Origin of the sequence: Croceimicrobium sp., from assembly GCF_965228705.1 — a bacterium.
GTDB lineage: Bacteria > Bacteroidota > Bacteroidia > Flavobacteriales > Schleiferiaceae > Croceimicrobium.
Genome location: NZ_OZ245832.1, coordinates 612,831 through 637,953 on the forward strand (window position 1 = coordinate 612,831; position 25,123 = coordinate 637,953).

Here is a 25,123-nt window from a genome sequence, read left to right on the forward strand (position 1 = left end):
TATTCCTATTCTTTGTTATAGATAGTGCTTTGACTTGAATACATATCCTTGTAAATAGAGTCGACAAAATAGAAATCTCCTAATTCAGAGTATCCTGTATCTACTGTTAGTGAGGTACCTAAATAGTTGCCATATTGGACAATAGAATCAACGTAACCAGTACTGTTGAAATAATACCATTTTCCTTCTTTCACATTTCTAATTGTATCATTAATAAGCGCGGGGCTTGTCCGGTATTCATTAGGAACTACGGCAGTAGTCATAAAGCCATATTCACCGCTTCCATCTTCATTTTTCCTAAAATACAAGCCTTCATAATAAATGACTTTTGGATCGATTTGGTTGTCATAAACTTCTCTTTCCGAAAAGATGGTAGCTGCTCCGTTTTCAAAATGTTCAAATCTCACTTTAATTCCTTGCTCTGTTTTTCCGGGTAATTCTTTATACTCATGGTAGTTTGCAATTCCGAATGAAAGGCTAAATAGGGCTAATAGGATTAGAAAGGTTTTTTTCATTTCAATTAAACTTAAACAGAATTGATAGCCGGGATTGAACTTATTCTTTGTCCAATTCCTTTTCATGGATTTAACCGTAATGGAATCGCTGACCATCGTTTATAAGCTGTGACTGAATTTGGAAAAGACAGAGAAGAACTTTCAAAACCCTTAGGCATAGCAAGGAAATTAAAATAGGTCAAGAAATTAGCGCTTTCTCAATTTTAAAAGAGCCCAGACATAAATCAGGAGGCTGATTAAGAATAGTCCACCGAAGAATAGACTTCCCAAATGCTCCTTTTGTTGAGTTTCTGTTTTACTTAAAAAATCTTGAGATCCACTGGATAGGGAAAAGAGGTGTAAGCTTGCCTTTTGCTCAATTAATTTCCCATCTGGCCAATAGCTTAACTGGATATCAGGATGGGGATTGTTCTAAATAAGATTTGAAATCATGATAGAATGCGCGATTTTCAGAAATACCAAAAGTTTGATGATGCCCGAAAATTTGAAATGCCAGAATGCTATCTTGATTATAATAGCCATTTTCATTGGGTCCGGTTTGATGAATGAAAGTCCATGATTCTACTAGGGGACCATTCAAAGAATTAAGTTCATTATCCAGATGGGCACGATCCAAGGTCTGAAACAACATAAATCCCTCAATACTCAGGATTGAAAGGAAGAAAATATGAAAGAGAAGTTTCTTAATAGTTTGAGGCATAGATTGCAATCTAAGCTAATCCTTCAGCAATCTTGGTCTTTATTCTGAATTCTGAAAATTTTATTGGGCTTCATCCTTTCCTTCTCTATTAGTAAGGCTTAGAGAAATGAGCCCTGCACCGAAGAGCACAGATCCAGCCACAAAGGGAAATCCTGCACCAACCAGATCGGCCATATTAGCAGACCATAAAAAAGGAAAGCAAAAAAACATTCCCAGAAGCCCGGCAACCATTGTAATAGCACTAATTAGCGGAATCAAGGATTTTAAATTCACTTTATTCATTCTCAAAAAAATGATAATCAGGATTAAAGATATTCTCCGATTCTTCATCCACCCGGATCAATTTTCGGGAGTTCATTTGATTGGCCAGTTCATCTAAATCTGCTTGTAATTCCGTTATACTCTTATGCTTTCTCGATTCCAAGCATAGGGCAATTAAATCTTGCATTAAGAGCCCAAAACTTTCCAGGTTTCCATTATTGGCTTGGTAGGTATAGCCAAAGAGATCATCTTGGTGTCCCCAAAAGCTGCAACGAAGATATTGATGACTGCCATCCTTATAACCCGTATTTGTAGGACGGTATTCTACATGCAAAAGGGCAATTACAAATAGCCTATGTAGGCTTTTCGCCAGGCTTGTATCAATCGCTTTGCTAATGCTTAAAATAGTATCCCTTTCAATGCGCTTATACTGCAATTGATAAATTCCATTCACCTGCAGTAATTCCAGACATTCATCTGGACCTACTAAGCTATTATCCAAAAACCAGGAACAATAACTATGGTCAGACCAATTGGCTTGAGTTCGCTCTAAATGCTGCTCCGAGATGGGATAGGGTTCAAAATTAGCCTGTGACCAAAGACTCAAAGGCAAGCAAAACAGTGCCAGAATTTCGCGGATAAAACTTGAGTTCATTCAAGTAGTGCAGATTTCGTTCTCAATCATCGTGTTTGATTAGGGGAATTTAGAGGATCCTTTTTTAAAGATCATAGCGATTTCATTTATGGCTTGTTCAGTATTTCCAGCAGTAGGAAAATAATTTAAACTTGAAGTCAGTGATAAAAGGTAAATTCTTCGCATTTCGATTCAATACTGCCTGTCCAAACTTTCTGCTCTTTCGTATGAGGACTTTCCTGGATGCTAAAGAGCGCGGTCATTTTAAAGGTTATTGGAGTGGTAGTAAGGTTTAAGGGGGAATCGCTCCAATATCCTAATTTACTAGAGTCATTAGCAAAGTTCACCTCAAAAACAGCGTGGCCATGGGGTGGGATTTCCATCGAATCCGGGAAGTTTTTATCCCAGGCAGTCCTTTGCTTCATGGGATAGAGAATTTTTCCATCCGCTAATTCGATCTTAAAAGAAAGGGAAAAATAACCCCAAGAACACCACTCTTTCCAAATCCGAATAGGTTTTTCACCCTTGTTGGTCAGGAGAACATGAAATTTTTGCTGATCTGGGTTGTAAAGTGATATAAATGCCGGCCTAATGCTATTGGCATATCTATGAGGGATGATTTCCAGAATTAGCCCTGGGCTTTTAGGGGCGGAAATGGCAAGATCATTTGAATTTGCAGCAGATATGCTGAGGAATAAGCTGAGTAGAAATTGGGTGAAGATCATTTGGTAGAATATTAAGCTTCGGATATTAGAAAAAAATGGAAGCCGCAATATTAATTTGCTTTTAGCCTACTACAGTTACTAATCCAAATTAGAAAGAAACTTAGGTCTTTCAATATCTACGACTTAGCTGTCTTTTGGACCAAAAATTAAGTCTTTGGTTGTCCTTATTTAAAGCATTTATTTGTGTTCGGAAAGAAATTGCGCGAATCAATAAGCTAATTTTTCAGTGGAATGATTTCCAAGGATTTCAGAGAATGAATTAGCGCGGACATTCTGGCCTCTAAACTATCATTCTCCCTTGCCACAGCACTTAAGTAGTAAAAGGAAGAGTCATTCTCCGTATTTAAAATAAAGGTGATGACTCGACTTCTCTCACTCCCTTTCTTTAGTACTTGGCTATGAATAAAGTAAGCTTCGTAATTTAAAATATCAGTGGAGCCAGATTCTAAAATCTCTATAGGAAAGTACCCACTTTGCAGGCTTTGCAGCGCATGATTATATTCCGAACCTAGAGATATCGAACCATTAAAGCTCTTAATTCTTTGAATCTGAATATATTCCAAACTATCCTTTAAGGATGATGGAGCCTGAAGCATTAAACTGAATTCTATGTTTTCAGAATCAAATTTTTCAGGATAAACTTGATAGGACTCGGGTAGGGCGATCCTGATTTGATCATGAATCTTCTGGCTTTTATTGCTTTCGGATGGACTAGACTTGAAATCATCCAAATAAAGCAATTGATTAGTGCAGGAGCCCAAAAGGAATAAGACAAGTAGTTTTAGATATCGGGGCATTTAGCTCTAGTACAGGGATGAGTTTCATGCGAATGAAGTGCTAAGGTCTTAGCGATTAACAGTAGCCTCAAATATCGCATTCTTCGGTGGCTATTCAATAGAAATCCCCAATATCTTCTCCGCCCATCCATCGCCCCAATTCCCTTACCTTTGCCGCATGGAAATGAATGGGAAAAAGGTGGCCTTCCACACCTTAGGATGTAAACTGAATTTTTCAGAAACGGCAACCATCGCCCGCGATTTTAAAGATCAGGGTTTTGCCCAGGTAGATTTTGAGCAAGCGGCTGATGTTTACGTAATTAACACTTGCTCGGTAACCAATAATGCCGATAAGGAATGTAAGCTTTGGATACGCAAGGCCAAGGAGGCCAATCCAGATAGTTTGGTGGTAATTGTAGGTTGCTATGCCCAATTACAACCCGAAGAAATTGCGGCCATGGAAGGGGTTGACCTGGTTTTAGGGGCAACCGAAAAATTTAAGATCACCGATTACCTCGATGGCCTCACCCAAAGTGATAAGGGGGAGGTGCACTCCTGCGAAATCAATGAAGCTGATTTTTATGTAGGCGCATATTCTATTGGCGATCGCACCCGTGCCTTCTTAAAGGTTCAAGATGGCTGCGATTATAAATGTACCTATTGTACCATTCCGCTGGCTCGCGGTATTTCCCGTTCTGATACCCTGGATAATGTGTTGGCCAATGCCCGCATGATTGTGGAGGAAGGCGCTAAGGAAATCGTTTTAACCGGAGTTAATATTGGCGACTATGGTAAAGGGGAGTTTGGCAATAAACGTCATGAGCATACCTTTTTAGAATTGGTGCAAGCCCTGGATGAGGTGGAAGGCATCGACCGATTCCGGATTTCATCCATTGAGCCTAATCTCCTGAAAAATGAGACCATCGAATTTGTAGCACAATCCAAGCGATTTGTGCCGCATTTCCATATTCCATTGCAAAGTGGGAGCAATAAGATTCTCAAGAAAATGAAGCGTCGCTACCTCCGCGAACTCTATGCAGAGCGGGTAGCCAAAATCCGGGAAGTAATTCCTCATTGTGCCATCGGCGTTGACGTAATATGTGGCTTCCCTGGTGAAACAGAGGAAGACTTTATGGAAACCTATAACTTCCTTAAAGATCTTGATATTAGTTACTTACATGTCTTCACCTACAGTCAGCGTCCCAATACGGAAGCCGACGAAATGGAAGCGCAAGTACCTTATGGCGAGCGAAAGAAGCGCTCAAAAATGCTGCGTGTTCTAAGTGCCAAGAAGCGTCGTTCCTTCTACGAATCACAATTAGGAACCCAACGAGAAGTGCTTTTTGAGGATAATTTTAAAGAGGGATACATCACTGGTTTTACCGAAAATTATGTGAAAGTAAAAACCACCTGGAATCCCGAACTCATTAATCAGAAAGCCAAAATCAGCTTAAAAGATATTGATGAAGATGGCCTGGTTCGTTTTGACTACCTCGATAATGTGCCTATCTTAGTCTAATGTTCGCAAGCCTGATTCAATACCGCCTTAATCCGATTTTTAAAGCCGATTTTTTCCGCTATTGGAAAGAGCATCGTCAGCATTTAATGGACCTTAAGGTCTTGGAATACGCGGTTTTACATCGTGAAACACCAATTGCCTATCTAAGCTATGCGCATTGGTCAAATCGCAGCGAATTCGAAAAACACATCATCGACCCTCAAGGTCCTACCTGGACTTTCCAGCAAAAGATCGAAGAATGCTGCAATGATGTGCGGGTTTTACACCGAATGGATATTATCAAAGATTCTCCCCTCTATGAATCCTAACTGGAAGCAGCTCCTGCAAGAAGCCGCTGATCTTTGCCGGGAAACCGGTCAATTTATCGCCTCACAACGTCGCCAGGTAAGTGGCAATCAAGTAGAAGTTAAGTCCTTAAACAGCTTGGTTTCCTATGTAGATCAGGAAGCGGAACGTCGCCTCGTAGAGGGCCTATCCAAAATATACCCTGAAGCGGGATTTATTACTGAGGAAGAAACGGTGGCTCAGGAGCGCAAGGAGTGGAATTGGATTATCGACCCCTTGGATGGTACCACCAATTTCTTATTCGATCTTCCCATCTTCGCGGTAAGTGTAGCCTTGTATCAAGGCGATCGTCCGCAATTAGGGATAGTTTATGAAGTAGGTCAGGATGAGATGTTCACCGCTGCTGCAGGATTGGGAGCCTGGTGTAATGATCGACCGATTAAGGTTTCCGACGAAAGTGAGTTCAGCAAAACCCTCTTAGCTACCGGTTTCCCATATTATGATTTTGATCGCCTAGAGCCTTTCAATAAGCTCTTAGCGCATTGTTATACTCATACCCGTGGGGTACGCCGATTAGGCTCAGCGGCTACCGATTTGGCCTATGTAGCGGCCGGTCGTTTTAATGGCTATTTCGAATACGGACTTAGTCCCTGGGATGTGGCAGCCGGAATTCTCTTAGTGCAAGAGGCAGGAGGGAAGGTAACGAACTTCAGCGCTGGTCCGGATGCGGTATTCAGCGGCGAAATTGTAGCTTCCGCGGATGCGATCTTTAATGAATTTCAGGGCCTGGTAGCCGAGTATATGCTTCCCTAAGCGATAGGAAGCCAGTCTTTATGCCAGCTATTGCTGATAATGGTTTCCCATTTCTTTTCCATCTCACCTTTGGTGGCCACCAGATTATTGAAGACCACCGTATTCTGATCTAAATCTCCGTTTTCCAAAGCGGCGCGGAAATCCATCATATGCATGGTTTCAATCATGGAGTTGTGATCGCGGAAGGCAATCTGAGTACGATCCAATAGAGAGATATTCAATTCGCGCTCCAGGTTTTGCATATGCTGCACCAGCTTGTCAATGCTGCAACCGGTCGCTTGATAAGAAGTTTCATCCAGGCTCACCACAATAAAACGATCGTAAATGATAGTAAAGCTGGCATTTAGCGGATGACCGTGGGCCTTCCAATCATCGAGAAAATTCATGAGGCGGGCGGTAATGCGCTCCACCTTTTCAAACTCCAAGAATTCCGTGCTTTGGTAAATCCAAATACGGGCATCCTCATTCATTTCGTCAAATGCTGAATACATAGTCTTCGTTTAGAGGTCTTCGGCGCTAGCGATTAATTCGGCAAGGTCTAATACGGGTAAATCCCCTTCGCGGGCACTGTTTTTCACTCCGTCGGTCATCATGGTATTACAGAAGGGGCAACCGGCCGCGATGATGTCGGGCTTGGTTTCCAGGGCTTCCTCGGTACGCTCTATATTGATGTCCTTATTACCCGCTTCGGGCTCCTTAAACATCTGGGCACCACCGGCACCACAACATAAAGCATTGCTTTTACAACGACGCATTTCCACCAGCTCGGCATCCAATTTTTGGATAAGCTCACGCGGAGCTTCGTATACCCCATTGGCCCGACCTAAATAACAAGGATCGTGGAAGGTGATTTTCTTGCCTTTGTATTGGCCTCCTTCAATAGTAAGGCGACCATCTTTCAAAAGCTGATTGATAAATTGGCTATGATGTAATACTTCGTATTTACCACCCAATTCAGGATATTCATTGGCCAGGGTATTGAAGCAATGCGGGCAAGTAGTTACAATCTTCTTAACCTCATAAGCATTTAAGACCTCAATATTCTGCATGGCTTGCATCATAAATACAAACTCATTGCCAGCTCTTTTAGCGGGATCTCCGGTGCAGGACTCTTCGGTACCTAAAACACCGAATTCAACGCCGGATTTATGTAAAATCTTAACAAAAGCCTTGGTTATTTTCTTAGCACGGTCGTCGAAACTACCGGCGCAACCCACCCAAAATAATACTTCGGGGAGTTTATCGCTGGCGGCCAACTCGGCCATGGTGGGGACTACTAATTGTTCTTCCATTAGTCAATCAATTCATAAAGTTTACCACTTTGGGTTCTAAAGCCCACTAAGCCTTTGCTTAGGTTAAAGTAGTACATCCTATTTTCGGTGGGATCTTGCACAGTAGGACCAAAAACCTCCGTAAAGGTTTTGGAAATTAAGCTTAAAGAGTCCGCATAAAAGACATTAGCAGAATTCAGATAGAGACTATCATTGCGATAGCTGAACTGAATTTGATCTGCTAAAACTCTGCTGGAATCTTGCAGTTCCAGGCTTAAAATATCAGAATAGCCGCGGGCATCACTGGCCGTAGATTGGAGGTAAAAGCGATAGGTGAAATAAATTTCAGGATCGCTATTATAGAGTTGATAGGTTCGCTTTTCCGCTTCAATACGATCGGTACCTCCGAAGGACCCTAAATTGGTGGAGCCTTCAAAGTTTTCGAATTCCTGCAAGTTCTTGATCAGATTGAGGGAGGTAGTATCGCCCTCATCATTAGCAAAGCGCTTACTGTACTTCTTGGCGGGTTTTAAAGAAAGAAAGGCATTATTGAGCACCAGGCTTTGACTCGATTCGGTTTCACAGGCTGTGGACGAAATCAAGATTGCCAGTATCCAAACATATATGCCAATACTATTTTTCAAAAACCTGAATCTTTACTTCGCGTTCTACTAAATCGGTAAACTTGCCTTTATAGCGAGTGGCTTTTACCAGGTGATTGTCAATCCAATGGTAATTACCTCCACGAGGTTTCCCCATTAGCATACCGTGGTATTTAAAGCCTTTTTCATTGAGCCATTTTTCGGTTACTTCCCGGTGTTCCTCAGTTCTGGAGGTAAAGAAGTAAATAATATGTCCTTGCTCGTACCAGCGGTTTAAGGTTTCCAAAGCATCCGGGTAGTGATTGGCAGTAGCCATGCGCTCGGGTTCCTCATTGGGAATATCGTCGCAAACTGTGCCATCGATATCAATGAGGTAGTTTTTAATCCCCTTGGGTAACTGGGGGCTTAACTTTTTCCCATCGACCTCCAGTTCCTCTAACTCTACATTCTCTTTGGTCTTGGACATGTTTTTCAGGTTTATTCGGTTATCCAATTGGCACGATCTGCCTGCGCATAAGCCCAGGGTGCCGCATTGTTCTCAATATTAGTCATCATGGTATTAAGCGCAGGATTGGCGGCGGATTCTTCCATCACCAAATAGCGACGCATCTCTACAATGATTGACATAGGGTCAATGTTCACGGGGCAAGCTTCAGCACAAGCATTACAAGTGGTGCAGGCCCAAAGTTCTTCGCGGCTGATATAATCATCGAGCAGGCTTTTTCCATCCTCCTCAAATTTTCCTTTGGCATCTACAATGGCACTCACTTCTTCTAAGCGATCGCGAGTATCCATCATAATTTTACGAGGCGATAATTTTTTCCCGGTTTGATTAGCTGGACAGGATGAAGTACAACGGCCACACTCTGTGCATGAGTAGGCATTCATCAATTGTACACGGTGTAGGTCTAAAACATCTTTGGCCCCAAAGCGTGAAGGTTCTTCGGCAGCATCTCCTTCCGCAGGAGCGGCAAAGGGATCTGCATTGGGGTCCATCATTAATTCTACCTCCTTCTTCACGCTTTCCATATTGGTGAACTGTCCGGCAGGCTCTAATTTGCTGTGCCAAACATTCGGGAAAGCCATAATAATGTGGAAGTGCTTAGAGTAGGGGAGGTAATTTAAAAAGGCCAAAATGCCCAGGATATGGAACCACCAGGCAATGCGCTCAATGGCATGTAAAGTTCCTTGATCCATACCACTAAAAATGGGCGCCAATTGGGAGCTTACTATCCAACCATCCACACCATTACCTTCAATATTGGCTTCTGCGGCTCCTAAAAGCAAGAGGGCAGTCATTAATACCAATTCGATGTAAAGGATATTATTACCGTCTCTTTTGGCCCAGCCTTTTAATTCTTTAAAGCGATCGACCTTCTGAACATTTCTTCTCCAAAGGAATACCAAGCAGGCCATGATAACCAGTACGGCCAGGATTTCGAAGAAGTGAATAGCGGCATCATATACCGGTCCTAAAAAGGGACGAAACATGCGATGACTACCTAAAATGCCATCCAGTAAAATTTCGGCTACCTCGATATTGATCAATAAGAAACCGGCATATACAATTACGTGAAAGAAGCCGGCAACCACCTTGCGTTTTACCATTTTGCTTTGCCCCAGTGCCACACGCGTCATTAGTGCCCAACGCTCATTGGGGCGATCATTGCGCACTACGGGTTTACCCAGATTGATATTGCGCCAAACCTTCCCAAAATTTTTAGCGAAGAAATAGGCTGCCAGGCCCAATGCTACCAGAAAGAGGATGTTTTGGATGCCGAAATGTAGTTCCATATACCTTAAATTTTACAGTCCCTATTTAGATGAATCCTCGCTTTGCTCGCGCTTGGCTTTGGCCTCTTCTTCTTTGGCCAGGATTTCCTCCTCACTGTATTCATCACTTCTGCCGAAAAGCGAAAAATGAACATAGCGTTTGGGATTGTATTTCAGATCGAGTAATACCAAATTAAGCTGTTCGGTAACCTTAACCAAATTTGCATAGAGCTCCGGATCATTTACCAGGGCACCGGCGCTGCCACTACCGGCATCAATCTTGGTCATTACAGCATTGGCCCGCATTAGGGTGCTATCCAAATTTTCTACGGTGCGCTTAAAGTTTACCTGCGCCAGACTATCACTCAAGGAAGCTAAGTTGGTGAAAATCGCATCCAAATTGGCGCGGTTCTCTTCTACCGTAGAAGTGATTTTACTCAGATCGTCTACGGAGCTAACTATATCTTCTTCACTGCGTTTTACCGCACGATTTAAGCCTTCTACAACCTCTTGTAATTTACCAAAGGTGCTGCGGAAATTATCGCGAGTTTCTTCATTCAAAAAGGCAGAAGCCAATACCATAACAGTATCTATGGAGCCGATAAGTTTTTCGGCTTTCTCCTTAATGGGACGTACCTGTTCATTTACTTCATCGGCCAGGCTCAATTGAACTTTAGACTCCAAAGTATCGCCGGCCGAAAGTGGATTAGGACTTTTTCCTAAAATCAATTCGATAGAGCGATTTCCCAAAAGATCGGAAGAAATCAGAGCAACGCTATTATCCGGAATGGGGAAGTCGGTGGTAATATTCATCGCTACCATCAAGGTTCCGGAGCCATTCGGATGGAAATAAATCTGATCTACCTGACCTACTTTAAGGCCATTGATGGTAACCGGACGAGCAGGGGACAGGCCATCAACCGTCTTATACTCAGCATATATGATGGATCTTGAACTAAAAAGGTCCTGACCTTTTAAGAATTCGATACCCCAGTATAATGAGGCGAGAGCGGCTAAGGTGATTAGCCCTACTTTAAATTCGCGCGATAACTTCAAGAAGAAAGCTTTTTAGGCCCACAAAGATTAAAAATTTAGCGCAGCTTTTTACGGGCTTCCGTAGCACTAATTTTCTTGCCATTGTCTAAGCCTATCACAAAGGCGCCTTTAAAACCCAGGGCCTGCATCCGTCGGGCTGTGGCCTGAGCTTCACTAAAACTTTCTGTAAGTCCGGTATAATACTTAAAGAGTCCACTTTCTTCAATTTGACCAATGCCTTTTTGCCCTTTAAATACAGGATCGCCCGCTTTCTTGGCGCTGCTTAGGGTAAGAATTTGAACTGCAAATTTCACCCCCTGGGTATCGGGCTTTTCCTCTTCCTTAGTAGTTTGAGCATGGGGTTCTACTTTTAAAGGCTCTTGAGGCTTGGGCTTAACTTCTTCCTTCGGTTTATTCTTTTCCGGATCAGGATTGGCTTTTTCTTCCTTCGGCTTTTCGCCGGATGCGCCATCACTAGCACCTTGATTGGCTATGGCGTCTGCGATCAGTAAATCTTGTTTTTCCTTGAAATCGCGAATCGCACGAAAAATTGCAGAAGCCATATAAGATTGTCCACGCTCAGAGTTTAAAAAATCCTCTTCAGCGGGATTGGTTAAAAAGCCTAATTCAATCAATACAGCTGGCATGGCGGTACGACTGGTTACATACAAGGGCTGTTGTTTAACCCCGCGATCTTTACGTTGCACGCGTTCCCGAAACTGATATTGAACGGCACTGGCAAATTCTACGCTTTCATTGAGATAGGTTTGCTGCATCAGGTTTAATCCGATATACGACATGGGATTCTTGGGATCAAATCCTTCGTAACGTTGCTCGTAGTTTTCTTCTAAGAGAATGGCGGAGTTCTCAATAATTGCAATCCGGTTTTCATCATCGTGGTTTTTCCCTAATACAATGGTGGTACAACCATGAACGGAACTTTTGGTGAAACTATCGCAGTGAATACTAATAAAAAGATCGCCCTTAGCTTCATTAGCAATTTCAGCCCTTCTCTCCAGAGTAACCGATTTATTGGTGGTACGAGTGTAAACCACTTTTACATCGGGTAAATTCTCTCGAATGTATTCCCCTAATTTGAGTGTAACTGCCAGAGTAATATCCCTTTCTACCGTTTTATAGCGTTTGGTTCCCAGGTTTCCGGGATCCCGACCTCCGTGCCCGGCATCTAGCACAATGGTACGTATCCCGCCTAAGTCCTGTTGCGCATAGGCTGTAGCCCAAAAGCAGGATAGAAAGAATAAAGCGAGGAATAGCGTCGTTCTAGAGTTCAATGGCGCGAATTTTGATTAGTTTTGGCCTCAATTTGCGGCAGCATATTTAATAGCAAATTTACCTTCATATTGCGTCCTTCGGCTCTTAAGATCATCATTTTATTAACGTGTCTTGTTGGCATTTCTGATGCAGCATGGGCTCAGATAGACACTTCGGCTCGAGCTCGCAGGGCAGCGGAGGATACTTTTGCTATTCCCGATCCGGTGGCAGCGAAACCCGGTGATCCCAAAAAGAAGAAGTCTATTTTAGACTATGACATTGTCTATGATGCTCTGGATAGTATTCCCTCCTCACCAGATAATAGTATCATTGAGCTTTACAATCAAGGGGTTATAGAATACGGCTCCATGAAAATCGAGGCGGGTTACATTCGTATCGAATTTGAAAAAGCGGAAATCTATGCTTCAGGCCTGCCGGACTCTACAGGTAAAATGACGCAAAAGCCCATTTTTGTGGAAGCTGGTAAAACCTATCGGGCTGATGAAATGCGCTATAATTTCGAAACTGGTAAGGCGCGGATCAATAAAGTGATTACCCAAGAAGGAGAAGGTTTTTTGCACGGTGAGAAGGTGAAAAAGACCGGTGGCGCCGCTTTTTTCGTGAAAAATGCTGCCTATACTACCTGTAGTCATGAGCATCCTCATTTTCGCATCCGCACCCCTAAAGCCAAGGTAATACCGGGGGAGAAGGTAGTTACGCAATTCGCGTTTCTCGAGCTTTTTGATATTCCTACTCCTCTAATGTTACCCTTTGGTTTTTTCCCAACTACCGATAAGCGTAAGTCGGGGATTATCATTCCTACTTATGGTTCTTCACAATACCGGGGTTACTTTTTAAAGAATGGGGGTTTCTATTGGGCGGCCAGTGACTATCTGGATTTAAGCGTAACCGGAGATGTATACACCAAAGGGGGATTTGGTCTTCAAGGGCAGAGTAATTATAAGGTGCGGTATAATTTTAATGGTAACTTCAATGTGCGCTATAACCTATTAAAATACGGTCGGGAAGAGTTTGAATCGGTGGTTCCCGGAGCCTATGATAATCGTTCCGACTTTTCGGTTACCTGGAGTCATCGTCAGGATGCTAAAGCCAATCCCTATTATAATTTTAGTGCCAATGTAAATATAGCCACTACCCAGTTTTATCAGATTACCAGTATCAATCCCGATCAGGTATTACAAAACCGTTTGAACTCCAGTGTTTCTTTTTCTCGTCGTTGGGCCGGTAAACCCTACAGCCTGAACGTTACTTTAAACCACTCCCAGAACAACCAAACCAAAGATATGACCCTGACCTTACCGCAGGTCAACTTCTCGGTTAACCGGATGTTCCCCTTTAAGAGTGAGGGTGGAATTGTAGGCAAGAAAAAATGGTACGAGGAAATCGGGATAACCTATACCGCCAATGCGAAGAACCAGATTCAGACCCGCATGGATAAACCGCTTTTTACCGAAACGGTATTTCGCGATTCCAGTCGTATGGGTATGCAGCATAGTATTCCAATCTCGGCTAATTATAAGGTCTTTAAGTTCTTCGTATTTAACCCATCCATCAATTTTACCGAGCGTTGGTATCCCAATAAATTGGAATATGCCTTTGATCCTGAATTAAATCGGGTAGTGGTTAGGGATACCTTAAATGGATTTTTCGCCAATCGCGACTTTAATGCCAATGCCAACCTCTCCACTAAACTTTATGGTTTATGGCGTTACCGCGGATTTTTAAGGGCCATCCGACATGTTATGACCCCTACTGTGGGTTTAAGTTATCGCCCGGATTTCAGTACGCCATTCTGGGGTTACTATCAAGAAATTCAAAGTGATACCTTAGGCAATACCACCTTGGTGAATCCCTACAGTCGAGGAGTGTATGGATCGGCTGGGCAGGGCTTAAACGGCGCCATCACCTTTGGGGTTCAAAATACCCTGGAAGCTAAAGTGCGCTCGAAGAGCGATTCTACTGGCTTGAAGAAAATCAAATTGCTGGAGCGCTTCAGTTTAAATGGTAGTTATAATATGGCGGCTGAAGAGTTTAAACTCAGTACCATTCGCATGGCTGCATCCAGCAGTATGTTTGATCGCTTAATTACCCTGAACTATAATGCTACCCTCGATCCCTATGCTTTTGATGAAGGCTTAAATAGGCGAATAAATGACTATGCTATAGGGAAGGGCCAGGGCTTATTCCGACTAACTTCTCAAAGATTTACGGCCGGTACTCGTTTAGATGCCAATAGTTTTAAATCTAAGGATAAGAAAAAGGATAAAAAGGAGGAGGAAGATCAAACGGATCCTAATCAAGCGGCAGCTTTGGGTATTACCGAAGGGGATATTGATTATTACCGCTTACCGGGTTATGTAGATTTTAATGTTCCCTGGTCGCTCAACTTAAACTACAACTTATCCTATACTAAAAATGGAGCGACGGATCCGGTGGTGCGTCAGTCTATGGATATTTCCGGGGATATGGATTTAACCCAGGGTTGGAAGGTAGGCTTCCGTACGGGTTATGATTTCGAGGCTCAGGATTTCACTTTTACCTCATTCAATTTCTATCGCGATTTACACTGCTGGACGATGAGTTGTTCTTGGGTGCCCTTTGGTTTCCAGCAATCTTATATGCTTACCATTCGAGTGAAATCGAGCATTTTACAGGATCTTAAATTAGAGCGCCGTCGTGGTGTTGGCGACTTCCAGCGATAAGCTTAATTAGTCTTTGAGCAGTTCTCCTTCGAAGCTGGTATACTGCATCTCCTTGCGAATAAAGCATTCTTCTTCCTCATCATAAATCCGACAAGAGTCAATTGGATTAACATACAGATGAAGGGTCATGGCGCGCTCATCGCTCAGATTGTGCAGACTGTGAAAACCCATATCATCATTCATATAGGCTACACGTCCTTCGCGCATCATTGCTCTTCGGGTCTCATGAAGATCATCGTTTTCCTTTTGCTCATCTTCGAGCTTAAAACGACGTTCTTCTAATTCTCCTTGCAGGGAGTACACCCAGCATTCTTCGCCATTATGGCAATGGATCGGGGTTTCTTGACCCGGTTCCCAGCAGAGCAAAATAAGCTCGTAGGTATCATTGCGACTGACACAATTTCGAGTGTAGGAGTCCTCATCCCAATGGGCAAAGGGCTCCAAATCTTCAGGCCCTAAGGACAGTTTTTTTGTGATATCAATAAACTCGGTTCCAGAACAGTGAGGCAGGGCTTCAACCAACTCCTCTATACTACTAATAGCTTGCACTTGATGGTTTTTTGATCACCTCAAAAAATGTGAAAAAACGATAGAAAATGAGGTGATTTCATTCAAGAATGCTCAAAAATAGCTCAATTTTATTCGAAATTGAAGGATTTTCCTTTAAAAAATTAAAATTTACATTTGTCAAGATTTCCTCAAAAACAATCCATGAATCATGATTTAGACCTCTTCCGAAGCATCGTAAATGAACTGATGAAAGAGGAGGAGAACGAACCGGTACTTCAACCCGAAGCTCCGGAAGCTCTGTTTAGCAAGCTTAATATTCACCTTTCGGAAGAAGGGATTAGCGACCAGGAATTTGGCCCTTTACTCAAGGATTTGGTGCTGCATACTCCAAGAACTGCTACCCGACGATTTTTTAACCAACTTTTTGGTGGCCGCAATTCAAAAGCCACTCTCGGCGACCTCCTGGCGGTAGTGCTCAATAATAGTATGTATACCTACAAAGTAGGCGGACCAATGGTGGGCGTCGAAAAGGAGGTTTTGAAACAAAGCGCTTCACTTTTAGGCTATCCCGCGGAAGCGGATGGTACCTTGGCTCCCGGGGGATCCATGACCAATTTTATGGCCATGCTTATGGCTCGGGATAAGGCTCAGGAAAGTATTCGGGCCAAAGGAGTAGAAGGATCAAAAATGACCTTGTATACCTCCAAAGAATCGCATTATTCCATTCCCAAAAATGCCGCCTTTATGGGGATTGGACGTGATCAGATTCGCTATGTGGATAGCGATGATCAAGGTCGCATGCGAGCGGATCATTTGGAAAAACTTATAGCCGAAGATCGCCAGGCTGGCTATCAACCTTTTTTAGCGATTGCCACCGCCGGAACCACCGTTATGGGTGCATTTGATCCCATCGAAGCCATGGCAGATATTTGTGAAAGGGAAGGGCTCTGGCTGCATATTGATGGAGCCTATTGTGGCAGTGTAATTTTTAGTGATCGTTATCGCGATCTGGTAAAAGGCGCCAATCGAGCGGATAGCTTTAGTTACAATGCCCACAAAATGTTGGGAACGCCCTTATCTTGTTCGCTCATTCTCGTAAAGGATAAGCGTTGGTTGTACGAAAGCTTTGCCAATGATGCCGATTACCTCTATCAAACCGATGGGGATGATTACAATTTAGGCAAGACCTCCCTGCAATGTGGTCGTCGAAATGATGCCCTTAAATTCTGGAGCCTTTGGAAATCAGTAGGAACGCGAGGCTTGGCCGAAATTGTCGATCGTCAATTTGAATTGGCCGATCATGCCTTGCAATACGTGAAAAATCATCCTGATTATAGAGTTTACAGTTATGAGAACTCTCTTGGTATCTGCTTCAATTATAAGGATATACCAGCAGATTTGCTCTGCAATCAATTGTATGAAGCCGGAGAATTGATGGTGGGTTACGGACAGTTCCACGGCAATGAGTTTGTACGTCTGGTAACTGTAAATGCCGGAAATGAAAAAAGCGATATCGACTTGTTTTTTACCAAAATGGAAGCTTTCGCGGATAAATTAAGCACCTCTAAAGTATAGCCTATGCTCATTAACCTCGTAGTACTCGGATTGTATTTCGCCGTTCTTTTTGGAATTGGCATTGCGGCATCACGCCGAATTAAAAATATGGACGACTACTATGCAGGGGGCAAAAGTCTAGGCTACTGGATGGTAGCCTTTTCGGCACGAGCAACAGGCGAGTCTGGATGGTTACTGATCGGCCTTACTGCCATGGGCGCCCTGGCCGGTGTTTCCGCCTATTGGGTGGTAGTAGGTGAGGTGCTGGGAGTAGCCGTCTCCTGGTTTTTTATGGCTAAGCCCTTTAAGAGGCTAACGGATAAATATGATTCACTCACCGTTCCGGATTTTCTGGAGAGTCATTTTAAGGCGAAAGGACATACCCTTAGAATGGTGGCAGCACTTTGTCTGGCCAGCTTTGTCGTGATTTATGTTAGTGCCCAGATTGATATTACTGGCAAAGCTTTCGAGACCTTTTTAAATCTAAATTATTTCACGGGGGCCATAATCGGCTTTCTGATTGTAGTGGCTTATATTTTTATCGGTGGCTTTTTGGCGGTGGTGTGGTCCGATTTCTTTCAAGGCCTGCTCATGTTTGTCGGCTTATTAGCCTTGCCCGTGGTAGCTTATTTCGCTTGGGATCAGCATGCAGAGCTATTTAGTCGTTTGGAAAACATTGATCCTAATTTGGTGAATATATGGGGTGGCAATGAAGACCCCTGGATGCAAAGCGCTAAAATGTTGGGCTTCGCTTTTATCGGATTGGGCTTTTTAGGTTCGCCACAGGTTTACGCTCGTTTTATATCGGTTAAGGATACCGCCGAAATTAATAAAGGCCGTTGGGTGGCCATTGCCTTTACTTTGATCAGTGATGCTGCAGCGGTGAGCATAGGATTACTGGCACGAGCTTTATTTACAGATGCCGGTATGGACCCAGAATCTGCTTTAGGAATGAGTGGCGAAGACACTTTAATGGTCTTGTTAAATGATACCTTCCCGGCAGTAATCATAGCCATTTATATAGCCATTATCCTAAGTGCTATCATGTCTACTATAGACTCTTTGTTGGTAGTGGCCTCCAGTGCGATTGTGCGCGATCTGTATCAAAAGGTCTTTCATCCGGAAATCAGCAATGATAAGCTTACGCGGATGTCGTCCTATATTACCCTGGCGATGGCATTATTGGCATTGGCGGTAGCGATGTTGGTGGCGATAAATGTGCCGGGCAGAACCGTATTTTGGTTTACCATTTTTGGATGGTCGGGGATAGCCGCCACCTTTTGTCCCATGATAATCTATGCCTTATTCTGGAAGAAATTCAATCAGAGTGGGGCGCTGGCTTGTATGATTAGCGGCTTCTTAGCGGTACCCTTCTTTAAATTCTATGTGCAAGAATTAGAAGGTATTGGACCTTATTTTCAGGAGTTGGATGTAATGGGACCGGCTTTTGCCGTATCCTTTATTGTGGGAGGAGCGGTAAGCTTATTGAGGGCCAAAAAACACCGTCACCTGGAAACCTTAGAAAAGTAGAATTAGCTCTTACCTACCTTAGGGAAGGATTCGGCCAATAGTCGGATGCAAAGCTTAGAGTTAAAGTCGAAGTCGCCAGGATGCATTTCAGGTAGCATCATTTTAGCAAATTCCATCACCCGATCTTCCAGTTGATTCATATAATCTTGTTCGGGATGTCCGGTAACGGTAGTGGCTACCGAGATACGCTTAAAGGTGATCAGGTAAATCTTATAACCATTAAAGTCTACCCAATCCAGAGCCTGACCTTTACGCAATACAGCATCCTCCACCATACGACGGATGGTATCCAGCATTAAAGAAGTGACTTCTTGATCGTCTACAGCATTATAGCGACTACGCATACCTAATAGGTTGCGGGCATCATTCTCAAGAACGAAGATGTCGCTGATCTGTACTTTCTCCTCACGCTTCTGTTTCTCCTCTACCTTAATGGGATCACTCTCAGGGAGATCAACCTTTTCACGGTAAAGCTCCGTAGGGTCTTTCAATTTGTTGATACGACCAAATCCGAGACGGTCGCGCCAGGAGCGAAAACGATTATTAAAATGCTCACCGATCATATCGTCTACAATCGGATGCAATGCGGCTTTAATTCTTTCGGGGTTTTCCTGGATTTCACTTTCCAGGGTCTGATAAAAAAGATGTCCAAATTCCCTAGGGAAATCACGGCGGAAGCGCATAAACCAATCCATCAGGATGGGTTCCATGTTTTGCTCCAGTTTTTCACGAACCTTAATTTCATCTTCAAGGCGTTGTAAGTCACGCTCATGGTCGTATTGCTGAGCGCGCTCTTCCCGAAGAAGCAGGTCTTTTAGGATTTCCAGGCTATTGGGTTTCTCACTCATCTAACAATTGACTTAATTGTTTCAAAGTGTCCTTGATGGCTTTTAATTTAGGATCTGCCTGCGGTGCTTGTTTGGCAGCTAATTGACGCTGCGTCATATCAAACAGGGCATCCATTTTAGCCTCCAGGCGAATGTTGTTTTCATAGATCTTACGCTCCAAATCGCCGGCCAGTTGCTTCACTTGGCTATCGGAAATACCGCTGCCACCGGGATTGTTTTGTAAGAAATTGATAATATCGTTTTCCAGAATATCCTGGATGCTATTGACGCGATCTTGTAATTGAGATTGCTGATTTTTCAGTTCCACCTGCTTTTGAGCAAGCTGTTCTTGATTATCAGCTAATTTTTTACGGCTATTGCTGGCAAAATCGAAACGCTCATTAACACGGCCGGCTAAACGCTCTACCAAATCTTGAACACCATCTTCAAAAGCTTCCTGACGCTGCGTCAGTTTTTGCTCCATTTTCTTAGGGTTCAAAGATTTGATTTTAGCTTCCAGGCTGCTTAAACGCGCATCTACCTTAGCTTTATCTTCAGGGCGCGCTTCTCGATCTAGGCGGCTCAATTTCTCTTGAGTAGCTTGAAGCTTTTCCTTGAATAGTTTAATGTCCTCAGACATAGCATTGATCTGCGCTTTGCTTTCTGCATGCAGAGGAGTGCTAGCCTCCAGGTCTTTTTCCAGGGTGTTGATTCGTTCTTCCAATTGATTGCAAATTGCGGGATCGACTAAATTAAAGTCTTTTCTCGCATTCAGCAATTCTCGCATGCCCTTTTGTAATTCTTCACCAATAGGCTGAGAATTATTTCCACGCAGCTGCATTTCGGTTTTCAGTTTTTGAAGCTCGTTGTTCAGGTCATCAACGGTAGCTACAAGATGGCCGTTAGTAGATTCTACTCTACGGCTCAATCCCCGGAAACGGTTCTCCAATCGCTCGATCTGATTCCCTACCAGAATCTTTTTGATCGCTTTCAAGCGCTGCTCCTCTTGCGATAGCTGGGCAGGCTCTTGCTGATTGATATCTATTTTAAATTCTCGCGCTTCCATTTTGGCTTCGTTTAGAATGCTTAACAAATGTGGCAAGGACTAATTGAATCTGGGAATCTATTCGATGAACGGTCAAAAAATGCTGTTGATTTGATATTGGATGAAAATCCATTTAAATTGATGGTTTTAAATATAAAGGCTTTTTCAACAACAGTTGTATATTCGCAGCCTTAAAATCCAAACTCAGATAAATGGCGACATTAGAGCGTATCCGTCAACGTTCAGGTTTATTGCTAATTGTAATCGGTCTGGCCATGTTGGCTTTCATTCTTACCGATCTTTTTAGCTCTGGCAATTCTATGTTTCGCAATGATGCGAATATCGTAGGAGAGATTGACGGCAAAAAAGTTGATTACCGGGAATTTACCTCACGTATCGAGGAGCGTATCGCCCTCTTACAAAATCAGAATCCACAGCAAGCGGCCAATCTTTCACGTACCGTGGTTGCCAATCAAATTTGGACCGAGTATCAAGAACAATATTTATTGACCGATAATTTTCAGGATCTGGGTATCGAAGTAACCAGCCAAGAATTATTGGAGCGTATTATTTCCAATCCACAAATTCAGCAACAAGAAGGATTCCGTGATCCTGTGACCGGAAAATTCTCACCTGCTAAATTGAAGGAGTATATCGATCAGATTCGCACTAATGATGATGATCAGGCAAAACAAGCCTATCAGCAGTGGATTGGTTTCGAAGACGGAACTCGCGAACAAATCCTTAAAGACAAGTATTTAAACGCTGTGCGCAAAGGTATTTACATGCCTAGCAATTTAGCTGAGATGGATTACCAACGTCGTAATGAAGCTACCTCTATTCAGTACTTTGGATTGGAGTATGGTTCTATTGCCGATTCCAGTATCAGCGTAAGCGAGTCTGAAATGAAGGCGTATTACAAGTCTCACAAAGAAGATTTTAAAAGTGATAACAGCCGCGAGATTGCCTTTGTAAACTTCCCTGTGGAAGCTTCCGATAAAGATCGTAATCAATTGCGCGCTGAATTAGAGTCTTACAAAACGGCTCAAGTAATTAGCAACCGTGGTAAAACAGATACTTTACCCAGCTTTGCTTCTGCTAAAGATGATTCAACCTTCGCAGTAGGTCGTTCAGATCGTCCGGTAAATCCTATTTTCCGCACTAAGGATCAATTCAATGCACCATTAGACAGCATTCTCTTTAATGAGGAACTAGGTTTTGTTTACGGTCCTTATGAGCAAAACGGAACTTTTGTTCTTTCTAAGATTTCAGATATCACTGATAAGCCGGATAGCGTTCGTGCCCGTCATATCTTAATCACTTACCAGGGTGCTAATCAAGGACGTTCTCAATCTACTCGTCCTCCGATGGAAGCCAAAAACTTAGCCGATAGTCTTTTAGCCCTGGTTAAAGAAGATTCTACCCAGTTTGGTGCTTTGGCCATGGCCAATAGCGAAGACCCAGGTTCGGGTGCTAAAGGCGGTGCTTTAGGTTGGTTTAAGCCGGGTCAAATGGTACCTGCTTTTAACGATTACTGTTTCTATAATGAAGTAGACGATATCGGAATGGTTATTAGCCAGTTCGGTTTACATATCATCCACATCCAAGAACAAAAAGGGGCTAATAAGGCGATCAAATTAATCGACATCGTGCGTGAGATTGAGCCTTCAGATGCTACCCGCGACAGTATTTACAATTTAGCTACCGTATTTGCTGCAAAGGCAAATGATACCAGCGACTTTGCTGCCTTAGCCGCTTCAATGGGTTATGCTGCTCGTCCAGCGGCCGGAATTGAGCCTATGCAAGAAAGCATTTTGGGTATCGGTTCGAACCGTGAAATGGTAAAATGGATTCACAATGATGAAACTCCCTTAGGAGCGATTCAAATCTTTAGCCAGGATAACTCCTCTTACGTGGTAACTCAGTTAACTGAGATCCGTCCTTCGGATTATTTACCCTTAGAATTGGTAGAAGATCAAGTAAAAGCTGAAGTAATTAATGAGAAGAAGGCAGCTCAATTAAGCGAGCAACTGAAATCTAAGATGGGGGATAATATTGAAATTGCATCTTTAGCAACGGCCTTTAGTAAAACAGTGCAAAACCAAAGTATCAATTTCGGAACCGCTACTTTAAGCAGCTATGGAACCGAGCCTGCTGTGATTGGTCGCGCTACGGCCATGGCTCCTGGAAGTCTTTCTCAGCCTATCGTGGGTGAGCGTGGAGTATATGTGGTTTACATCAACAGTCGCAATAAGGCCAATGAATTAAACAACTACGATTCAGAGCGTATTCGGGTTGAAACCGAAATGGCCAATGCCGCTGCTACCCGTGTGGTAGAGTCCTTGAAAAACGAAGCTGAAATCGTTGATAGTCGTAAAAAGTTCTTCTAAATAGAGCTTTCCGCAATAAAATGAAGACCGTTCCTTACAGGGACGGTCTTTTTTTATGCGCTGCTTCTTAGTTTTGTGCAAAATCAACTTTTAATGAAAAGAGTTCTATTCTTCTTAATAGCCCTAAGCATTGGCGGATCCTTAACTGCCAAGGAAGGCATGTGGCTTCCTCATCTTATTGCCCAGCTCAATTATTCCGAAATGCAAAGGATGGGTTTGCAAATCAGTGCTGAGGATATTTATTCGGTAAATCAATCTTCCTTAAAGGATGCCGTGGTGCATTTCAATGGGGGATGTACCGGTGAGCTCATTTCGTCGCAGGGTTTACTCTTAACGAATCATCACTGCGGTTACAGCCAAATTCAAAGTCATTCTACCTTAGAAGATAATTACCTCAAGGATGGTTTTTGGGCCGCTTCTCGCGAAGAAGAATTACCCAATAGTGGCTTGTACGCAGCCATCATCAAGGAAATTAAGGATGTAAGTAATGATGTGCTGAAAGGGACCACCACCGAGATGGCCGAGGCAGAGCGCGATTCTATTATTCAATCCAATCGTAAATTGCTCTTGGCCAAAATGAGAGAGGCTTATCCTAAGCTCGAATTTGAGTTAAAAGACTTCTTTTTTGGCAATCAGTATTTATTGATTAGCAAGACGATTTACAATGATGTACGCTTAGTGGGAGCTCCTCCCAGCAGCGTGGGTAAATACGGCGCTGATACCGATAATTGGGTATGGCCTCGTCATACCGGTGACTTTTCCATCTTCCGTATTTATGTTGATGCCAATAATCAACCGGCAGAGTATTCGGCAGATAATGTACCCTTCAAACCTGCTCGTCACCTTAAAGTGAATATAGCCGGGGTAAGAGAAGGGGATTTCACCATGGTATACGGTTTCCCTGGAAGTACTCAACAGTATTTACCGGCGGCGGAAGTGCAGAATATTGTAGAGCATTACAATCCTGCCCGCATTGCCGTGCGCGATAAGATCTTGATGATTCTGGATGAGAAGATGCGCAAAGATGAAGCTACTCGCTTGCGTTATGCCAGTAAATATGCGCGGATCAGCAACAGCTGGAAACGTTGGAAAGGTGAAATTCTGGGTATCGAAAGAACCCATGCTATCGAAGCCAAACGTGCGGAAGAACGACTTTTTGAACAAACTTGCAAGGCCATTCCTGAATTACAGAGTGAGCAACATTTAGTTGCGGAGATGGTAGACCTTTATACCAAGCGTCGTCCCATTAATATGGAGCGTTATGCTTATATCGAAGTAGGTTATTTCGGAATTGAAGCCTTCCGCCATGTATTGGGTTATGGCAAATTGGTATCCCTTGCCGAAGCTGGTCGCAGCGAAGAACTTCAGGCCGAAGCCGAACGCCTGGCTAAGGTAATGGAGGGCTTTAAAAAGGATTACGATTATGATTTGGATTTGAAAGTAGCCAAGAACATCCTTCCCATGTATTTAAAGGCTATTAAAACAGAGCCCGGAGAAGAAGTGCGTGAATTGCAGGGTCAGGGCATGAATGAGCAGATAGAGGAGATTGCCGAGATGTTTGAAGAGGCACCCTATTTCGCCAGCGACTTTAGCGAGAAGCTCTTAAAAGATCCCGCCAAAATGGCTAAGAAGATTGCCGATGATGATCTTTATGAATTGAGCTGGGAGATGTACGATCATTATTTCCAGGTATTGAATGCGCGCAATCGCGAAATTGAATTGAAGATTGAAGCGCTCCAGGCCCGCTATGTTCGTGCCCTGCAAAGAGCCTTCCCTAAAAAGCCATTTTATCCGGATGCGAACTCCACCTTGCGTGTGGCTTATGGTCAAGTAAAATCCTATGAGGCGAGGGATGCAGTGCTTTACCAATCTCAAACTCATTTAAGTGGAGTAATGGAAAAATACATTCCGGGAGATTATGAGTTTGACCTACCACAGAAATTGATCGACTTATATGAGAAAAAGGATTATGGTCGCTATGGCAAGGATGGTGAGATGCCAGTTTGTTTCGTAGCAACCAATCATACTACCGGCGGAAACTCAGGATCTCCGGTATTGAATGCCCGGGGAGAATTGATCGGATTAAACTTTGATCGCGCCTGGGATGGGGTAATGAGTGATATGTATTTCGATCCCAGTATTTGTCGCAATGTAATGGTGGATCTGCGCTATGTACTTTTCATTATCGATAAACTGGGAGGTGCCACTTACCTGGTAGATGAAATGGATCTGGTTACGGTGCATCCGGATGATCAAAAAGAAATGAAAGAAGAAGCGGTCGAAAGTGAGTCAACGGAGACCTTAAAGAAAGCTGGATAAGCTTACAATAATTTAGCCCCGCCTTGTGCGGGGTTTTTTGTTCA

24 protein-coding genes are annotated in these 25,123 nt (G+C 43.2%); 8 read left to right on the plus strand and 16 right to left on the minus strand.

Features of this window, described 5'->3' with window-relative positions:
• Positions 1 to 5 precede the first annotated feature (5 nt).
• The 6 genes from ACO05P_RS02630 to ACO05P_RS02655 all read right to left on the minus strand — a co-directional run bounded on the left by ACO05P_RS02630 (position 6) and on the right by ACO05P_RS02655 (position 3,632).
• Positions 6 to 515, minus strand: a complete 510-nt coding sequence (locus ACO05P_RS02630; protein ID WP_421753238.1) for a hypothetical protein — start codon at positions 513 to 515, stop codon at positions 6 to 8.
• 394 nt (positions 516 to 909) lie between these two features.
• Entirely contained in the window at positions 910 to 1,215 is a 306-nt protein-coding gene (locus tag ACO05P_RS02635) for a hypothetical protein (RefSeq protein WP_421753239.1), read from the minus strand.
• A 60-nt stretch (positions 1,216 to 1,275) separates the two neighbouring features.
• A complete protein-coding gene (locus ACO05P_RS02640; RefSeq protein ID WP_421753240.1) occupies positions 1,276 to 1,497 on the minus strand; it encodes a hypothetical protein in 222 nt (73 codons plus the stop codon).
• Positions 1,490 to 2,131 carry a hypothetical protein gene (locus ACO05P_RS02645; protein ID WP_421753241.1) on the minus strand — a complete coding sequence of 214 codons (642 nt, stop codon included), beginning with the start codon at positions 2,129 to 2,131 and terminating at the stop codon, positions 1,490 to 1,492. Before ACO05P_RS02645 ends, ACO05P_RS02640 begins: the two co-directional genes overlap by 8 nt.
• A 137-nt stretch (positions 2,132 to 2,268) precedes the next feature.
• On the minus strand, positions 2,269 to 2,835 hold the full coding sequence (locus ACO05P_RS02650; RefSeq protein WP_421753242.1) for a hypothetical protein: 567 nt from the start codon (positions 2,833 to 2,835) through the stop codon (positions 2,269 to 2,271).
• A gap of 215 nt (positions 2,836 to 3,050) precedes the next feature.
• Positions 3,051 to 3,632, minus strand: a complete 582-nt coding sequence (locus ACO05P_RS02655) for a hypothetical protein (RefSeq protein ID WP_421753243.1) — start codon at positions 3,630 to 3,632, stop codon at positions 3,051 to 3,053.
• A gap of 163 nt (positions 3,633 to 3,795) precedes the next feature.
• Between ACO05P_RS02655 and mtaB the strand changes: the two genes are divergently transcribed.
• The 3 genes from mtaB to ACO05P_RS02670 are packed head-to-tail and all read left to right on the plus strand — an operon-like array spanning position 3,796 to position 6,228.
• On the plus strand, positions 3,796 to 5,130 hold the full coding sequence (gene mtaB, locus ACO05P_RS02660) for a tRNA (N(6)-L-threonylcarbamoyladenosine(37)-C(2))-methylthiotransferase MtaB (protein ID WP_421754871.1): 1,335 nt from the start codon (positions 3,796 to 3,798) through the stop codon (positions 5,128 to 5,130).
• Positions 5,130 to 5,438, plus strand: coding sequence for a hypothetical protein (locus tag ACO05P_RS02665; RefSeq protein WP_421753244.1), 309 nt, complete (start codon positions 5,130 to 5,132; stop codon positions 5,436 to 5,438). Before mtaB ends, ACO05P_RS02665 begins: the two co-directional genes overlap by 1 nt.
• Positions 5,428 to 6,228, plus strand: a complete 801-nt coding sequence (locus ACO05P_RS02670) for an inositol monophosphatase family protein (RefSeq protein WP_210758398.1) — start codon at positions 5,428 to 5,430, stop codon at positions 6,226 to 6,228. The genes ACO05P_RS02665 and ACO05P_RS02670 overlap by 11 nt, the downstream gene beginning before the upstream one ends.
• Here ACO05P_RS02670 and ACO05P_RS02675 read toward each other — a convergent pair.
• From ACO05P_RS02675 to ACO05P_RS02705, 7 genes are read right to left on the minus strand one after another with little or no spacing between them, the layout of a single operon-like run.
• Complete coding sequence (locus ACO05P_RS02675; protein ID WP_421753245.1) at positions 6,225 to 6,719, minus strand: ABC transporter ATPase; 495 nt, start codon at positions 6,717 to 6,719, stop codon at positions 6,225 to 6,227. The genes ACO05P_RS02670 and ACO05P_RS02675 overlap by 4 nt on opposite strands.
• A 9-nt stretch (positions 6,720 to 6,728) precedes the next feature.
• On the minus strand, positions 6,729 to 7,520 hold the full coding sequence (locus ACO05P_RS02680) for a (Fe-S)-binding protein (protein ID WP_421753246.1): 792 nt from the start codon (positions 7,518 to 7,520) through the stop codon (positions 6,729 to 6,731).
• Positions 7,520 to 8,143 (minus strand): hypothetical protein, encoded by a 624-nt coding sequence (locus ACO05P_RS02685; protein ID WP_421753247.1) that lies wholly within the window; start codon positions 8,141 to 8,143, stop codon positions 7,520 to 7,522. The genes ACO05P_RS02680 and ACO05P_RS02685 overlap by 1 nt, the downstream gene beginning before the upstream one ends.
• Positions 8,133 to 8,567: an LNS2 domain-containing protein gene (locus ACO05P_RS02690; protein ID WP_421753248.1), complete on the minus strand. Its 435-nt coding sequence runs from the start codon at positions 8,565 to 8,567 to the stop codon at positions 8,133 to 8,135. Before ACO05P_RS02690 ends, ACO05P_RS02685 begins: the two co-directional genes overlap by 11 nt.
• Before the next feature lie 11 nt (positions 8,568 to 8,578).
• A complete protein-coding gene (locus ACO05P_RS02695) occupies positions 8,579 to 9,895 on the minus strand; it encodes a 4Fe-4S dicluster domain-containing protein (RefSeq protein ID WP_421753249.1) in 1,317 nt (438 codons plus the stop codon).
• Positions 9,896 to 9,916: 21 nt separating this feature from the next.
• Positions 9,917 to 10,930 (minus strand): MlaD family protein, encoded by a 1,014-nt coding sequence (locus ACO05P_RS02700; protein WP_421753250.1) that lies wholly within the window; start codon positions 10,928 to 10,930, stop codon positions 9,917 to 9,919.
• Between the two features lie 35 nt (positions 10,931 to 10,965).
• Positions 10,966 to 12,201 carry an N-acetylmuramoyl-L-alanine amidase gene (locus tag ACO05P_RS02705; protein WP_421753251.1) on the minus strand — a complete coding sequence of 412 codons (1,236 nt, stop codon included), beginning with the start codon at positions 12,199 to 12,201 and terminating at the stop codon, positions 10,966 to 10,968.
• A gap of 69 nt (positions 12,202 to 12,270) precedes the next feature.
• Between ACO05P_RS02705 and ACO05P_RS02710 the strand changes: the two genes are divergently transcribed.
• Positions 12,271 to 14,904: a putative LPS assembly protein LptD gene (locus ACO05P_RS02710; protein WP_421753252.1), complete on the plus strand. Its 2,634-nt coding sequence runs from the start codon at positions 12,271 to 12,273 to the stop codon at positions 14,902 to 14,904.
• 6 nt (positions 14,905 to 14,910) lie between these two features.
• Here the strand turns inward: ACO05P_RS02710 and ACO05P_RS02715 are convergent, their stop codons facing one another.
• On the minus strand, positions 14,911 to 15,453 hold the full coding sequence (locus ACO05P_RS02715) for a cysteine dioxygenase (protein WP_421753253.1): 543 nt from the start codon (positions 15,451 to 15,453) through the stop codon (positions 14,911 to 14,913).
• 162 nt (positions 15,454 to 15,615) lie between these two features.
• On the opposite strand from ACO05P_RS02715, the gene ACO05P_RS02720 reads away from it, so the two are divergent.
• Both ACO05P_RS02720 and ACO05P_RS02725 read left to right on the plus strand, forming a co-directional pair.
• Positions 15,616 to 16,989, plus strand: a complete 1,374-nt coding sequence (locus ACO05P_RS02720) for a pyridoxal phosphate-dependent decarboxylase family protein (protein WP_421753254.1) — start codon at positions 15,616 to 15,618, stop codon at positions 16,987 to 16,989.
• A gap of 3 nt (positions 16,990 to 16,992) precedes the next feature.
• Positions 16,993 to 18,498 (plus strand): sodium/proline symporter, encoded by a 1,506-nt coding sequence (locus tag ACO05P_RS02725; RefSeq protein WP_421753255.1) that lies wholly within the window; start codon positions 16,993 to 16,995, stop codon positions 18,496 to 18,498.
• 2 nt (positions 18,499 to 18,500) lie between these two features.
• Here ACO05P_RS02725 and ACO05P_RS02730 read toward each other — a convergent pair whose 3' ends face one another.
• Together ACO05P_RS02730 and ACO05P_RS02735 are read right to left on the minus strand one after the other, a co-directional pair.
• Complete coding sequence (locus ACO05P_RS02730) at positions 18,501 to 19,346, minus strand: hypothetical protein (protein ID WP_421753256.1); 846 nt, start codon at positions 19,344 to 19,346, stop codon at positions 18,501 to 18,503.
• The gene (locus ACO05P_RS02735) at positions 19,339 to 20,391 is read right to left on the minus strand and encodes a hypothetical protein (protein ID WP_421753257.1); all 1,053 of its coding nucleotides are present in this window, start codon (positions 20,389 to 20,391) and stop codon (positions 19,339 to 19,341) included. The genes ACO05P_RS02730 and ACO05P_RS02735 overlap by 8 nt, the downstream gene beginning before the upstream one ends.
• Before the next feature lie 191 nt (positions 20,392 to 20,582).
• Here ACO05P_RS02735 and ACO05P_RS02740 point away from each other — a divergent pair, with 191 nt between their 5' ends.
• Positions 20,583 to 22,760 carry a peptidylprolyl isomerase gene (locus tag ACO05P_RS02740; protein ID WP_421753258.1) on the plus strand — a complete coding sequence of 726 codons (2,178 nt, stop codon included), beginning with the start codon at positions 20,583 to 20,585 and terminating at the stop codon, positions 22,758 to 22,760.
• Between the two features lie 93 nt (positions 22,761 to 22,853).
• Complete coding sequence (locus ACO05P_RS02745) at positions 22,854 to 25,079, plus strand: S46 family peptidase (RefSeq protein WP_421753259.1); 2,226 nt, start codon at positions 22,854 to 22,856, stop codon at positions 25,077 to 25,079.
• Positions 25,080 to 25,123: the final 44 nt, after the last annotated feature.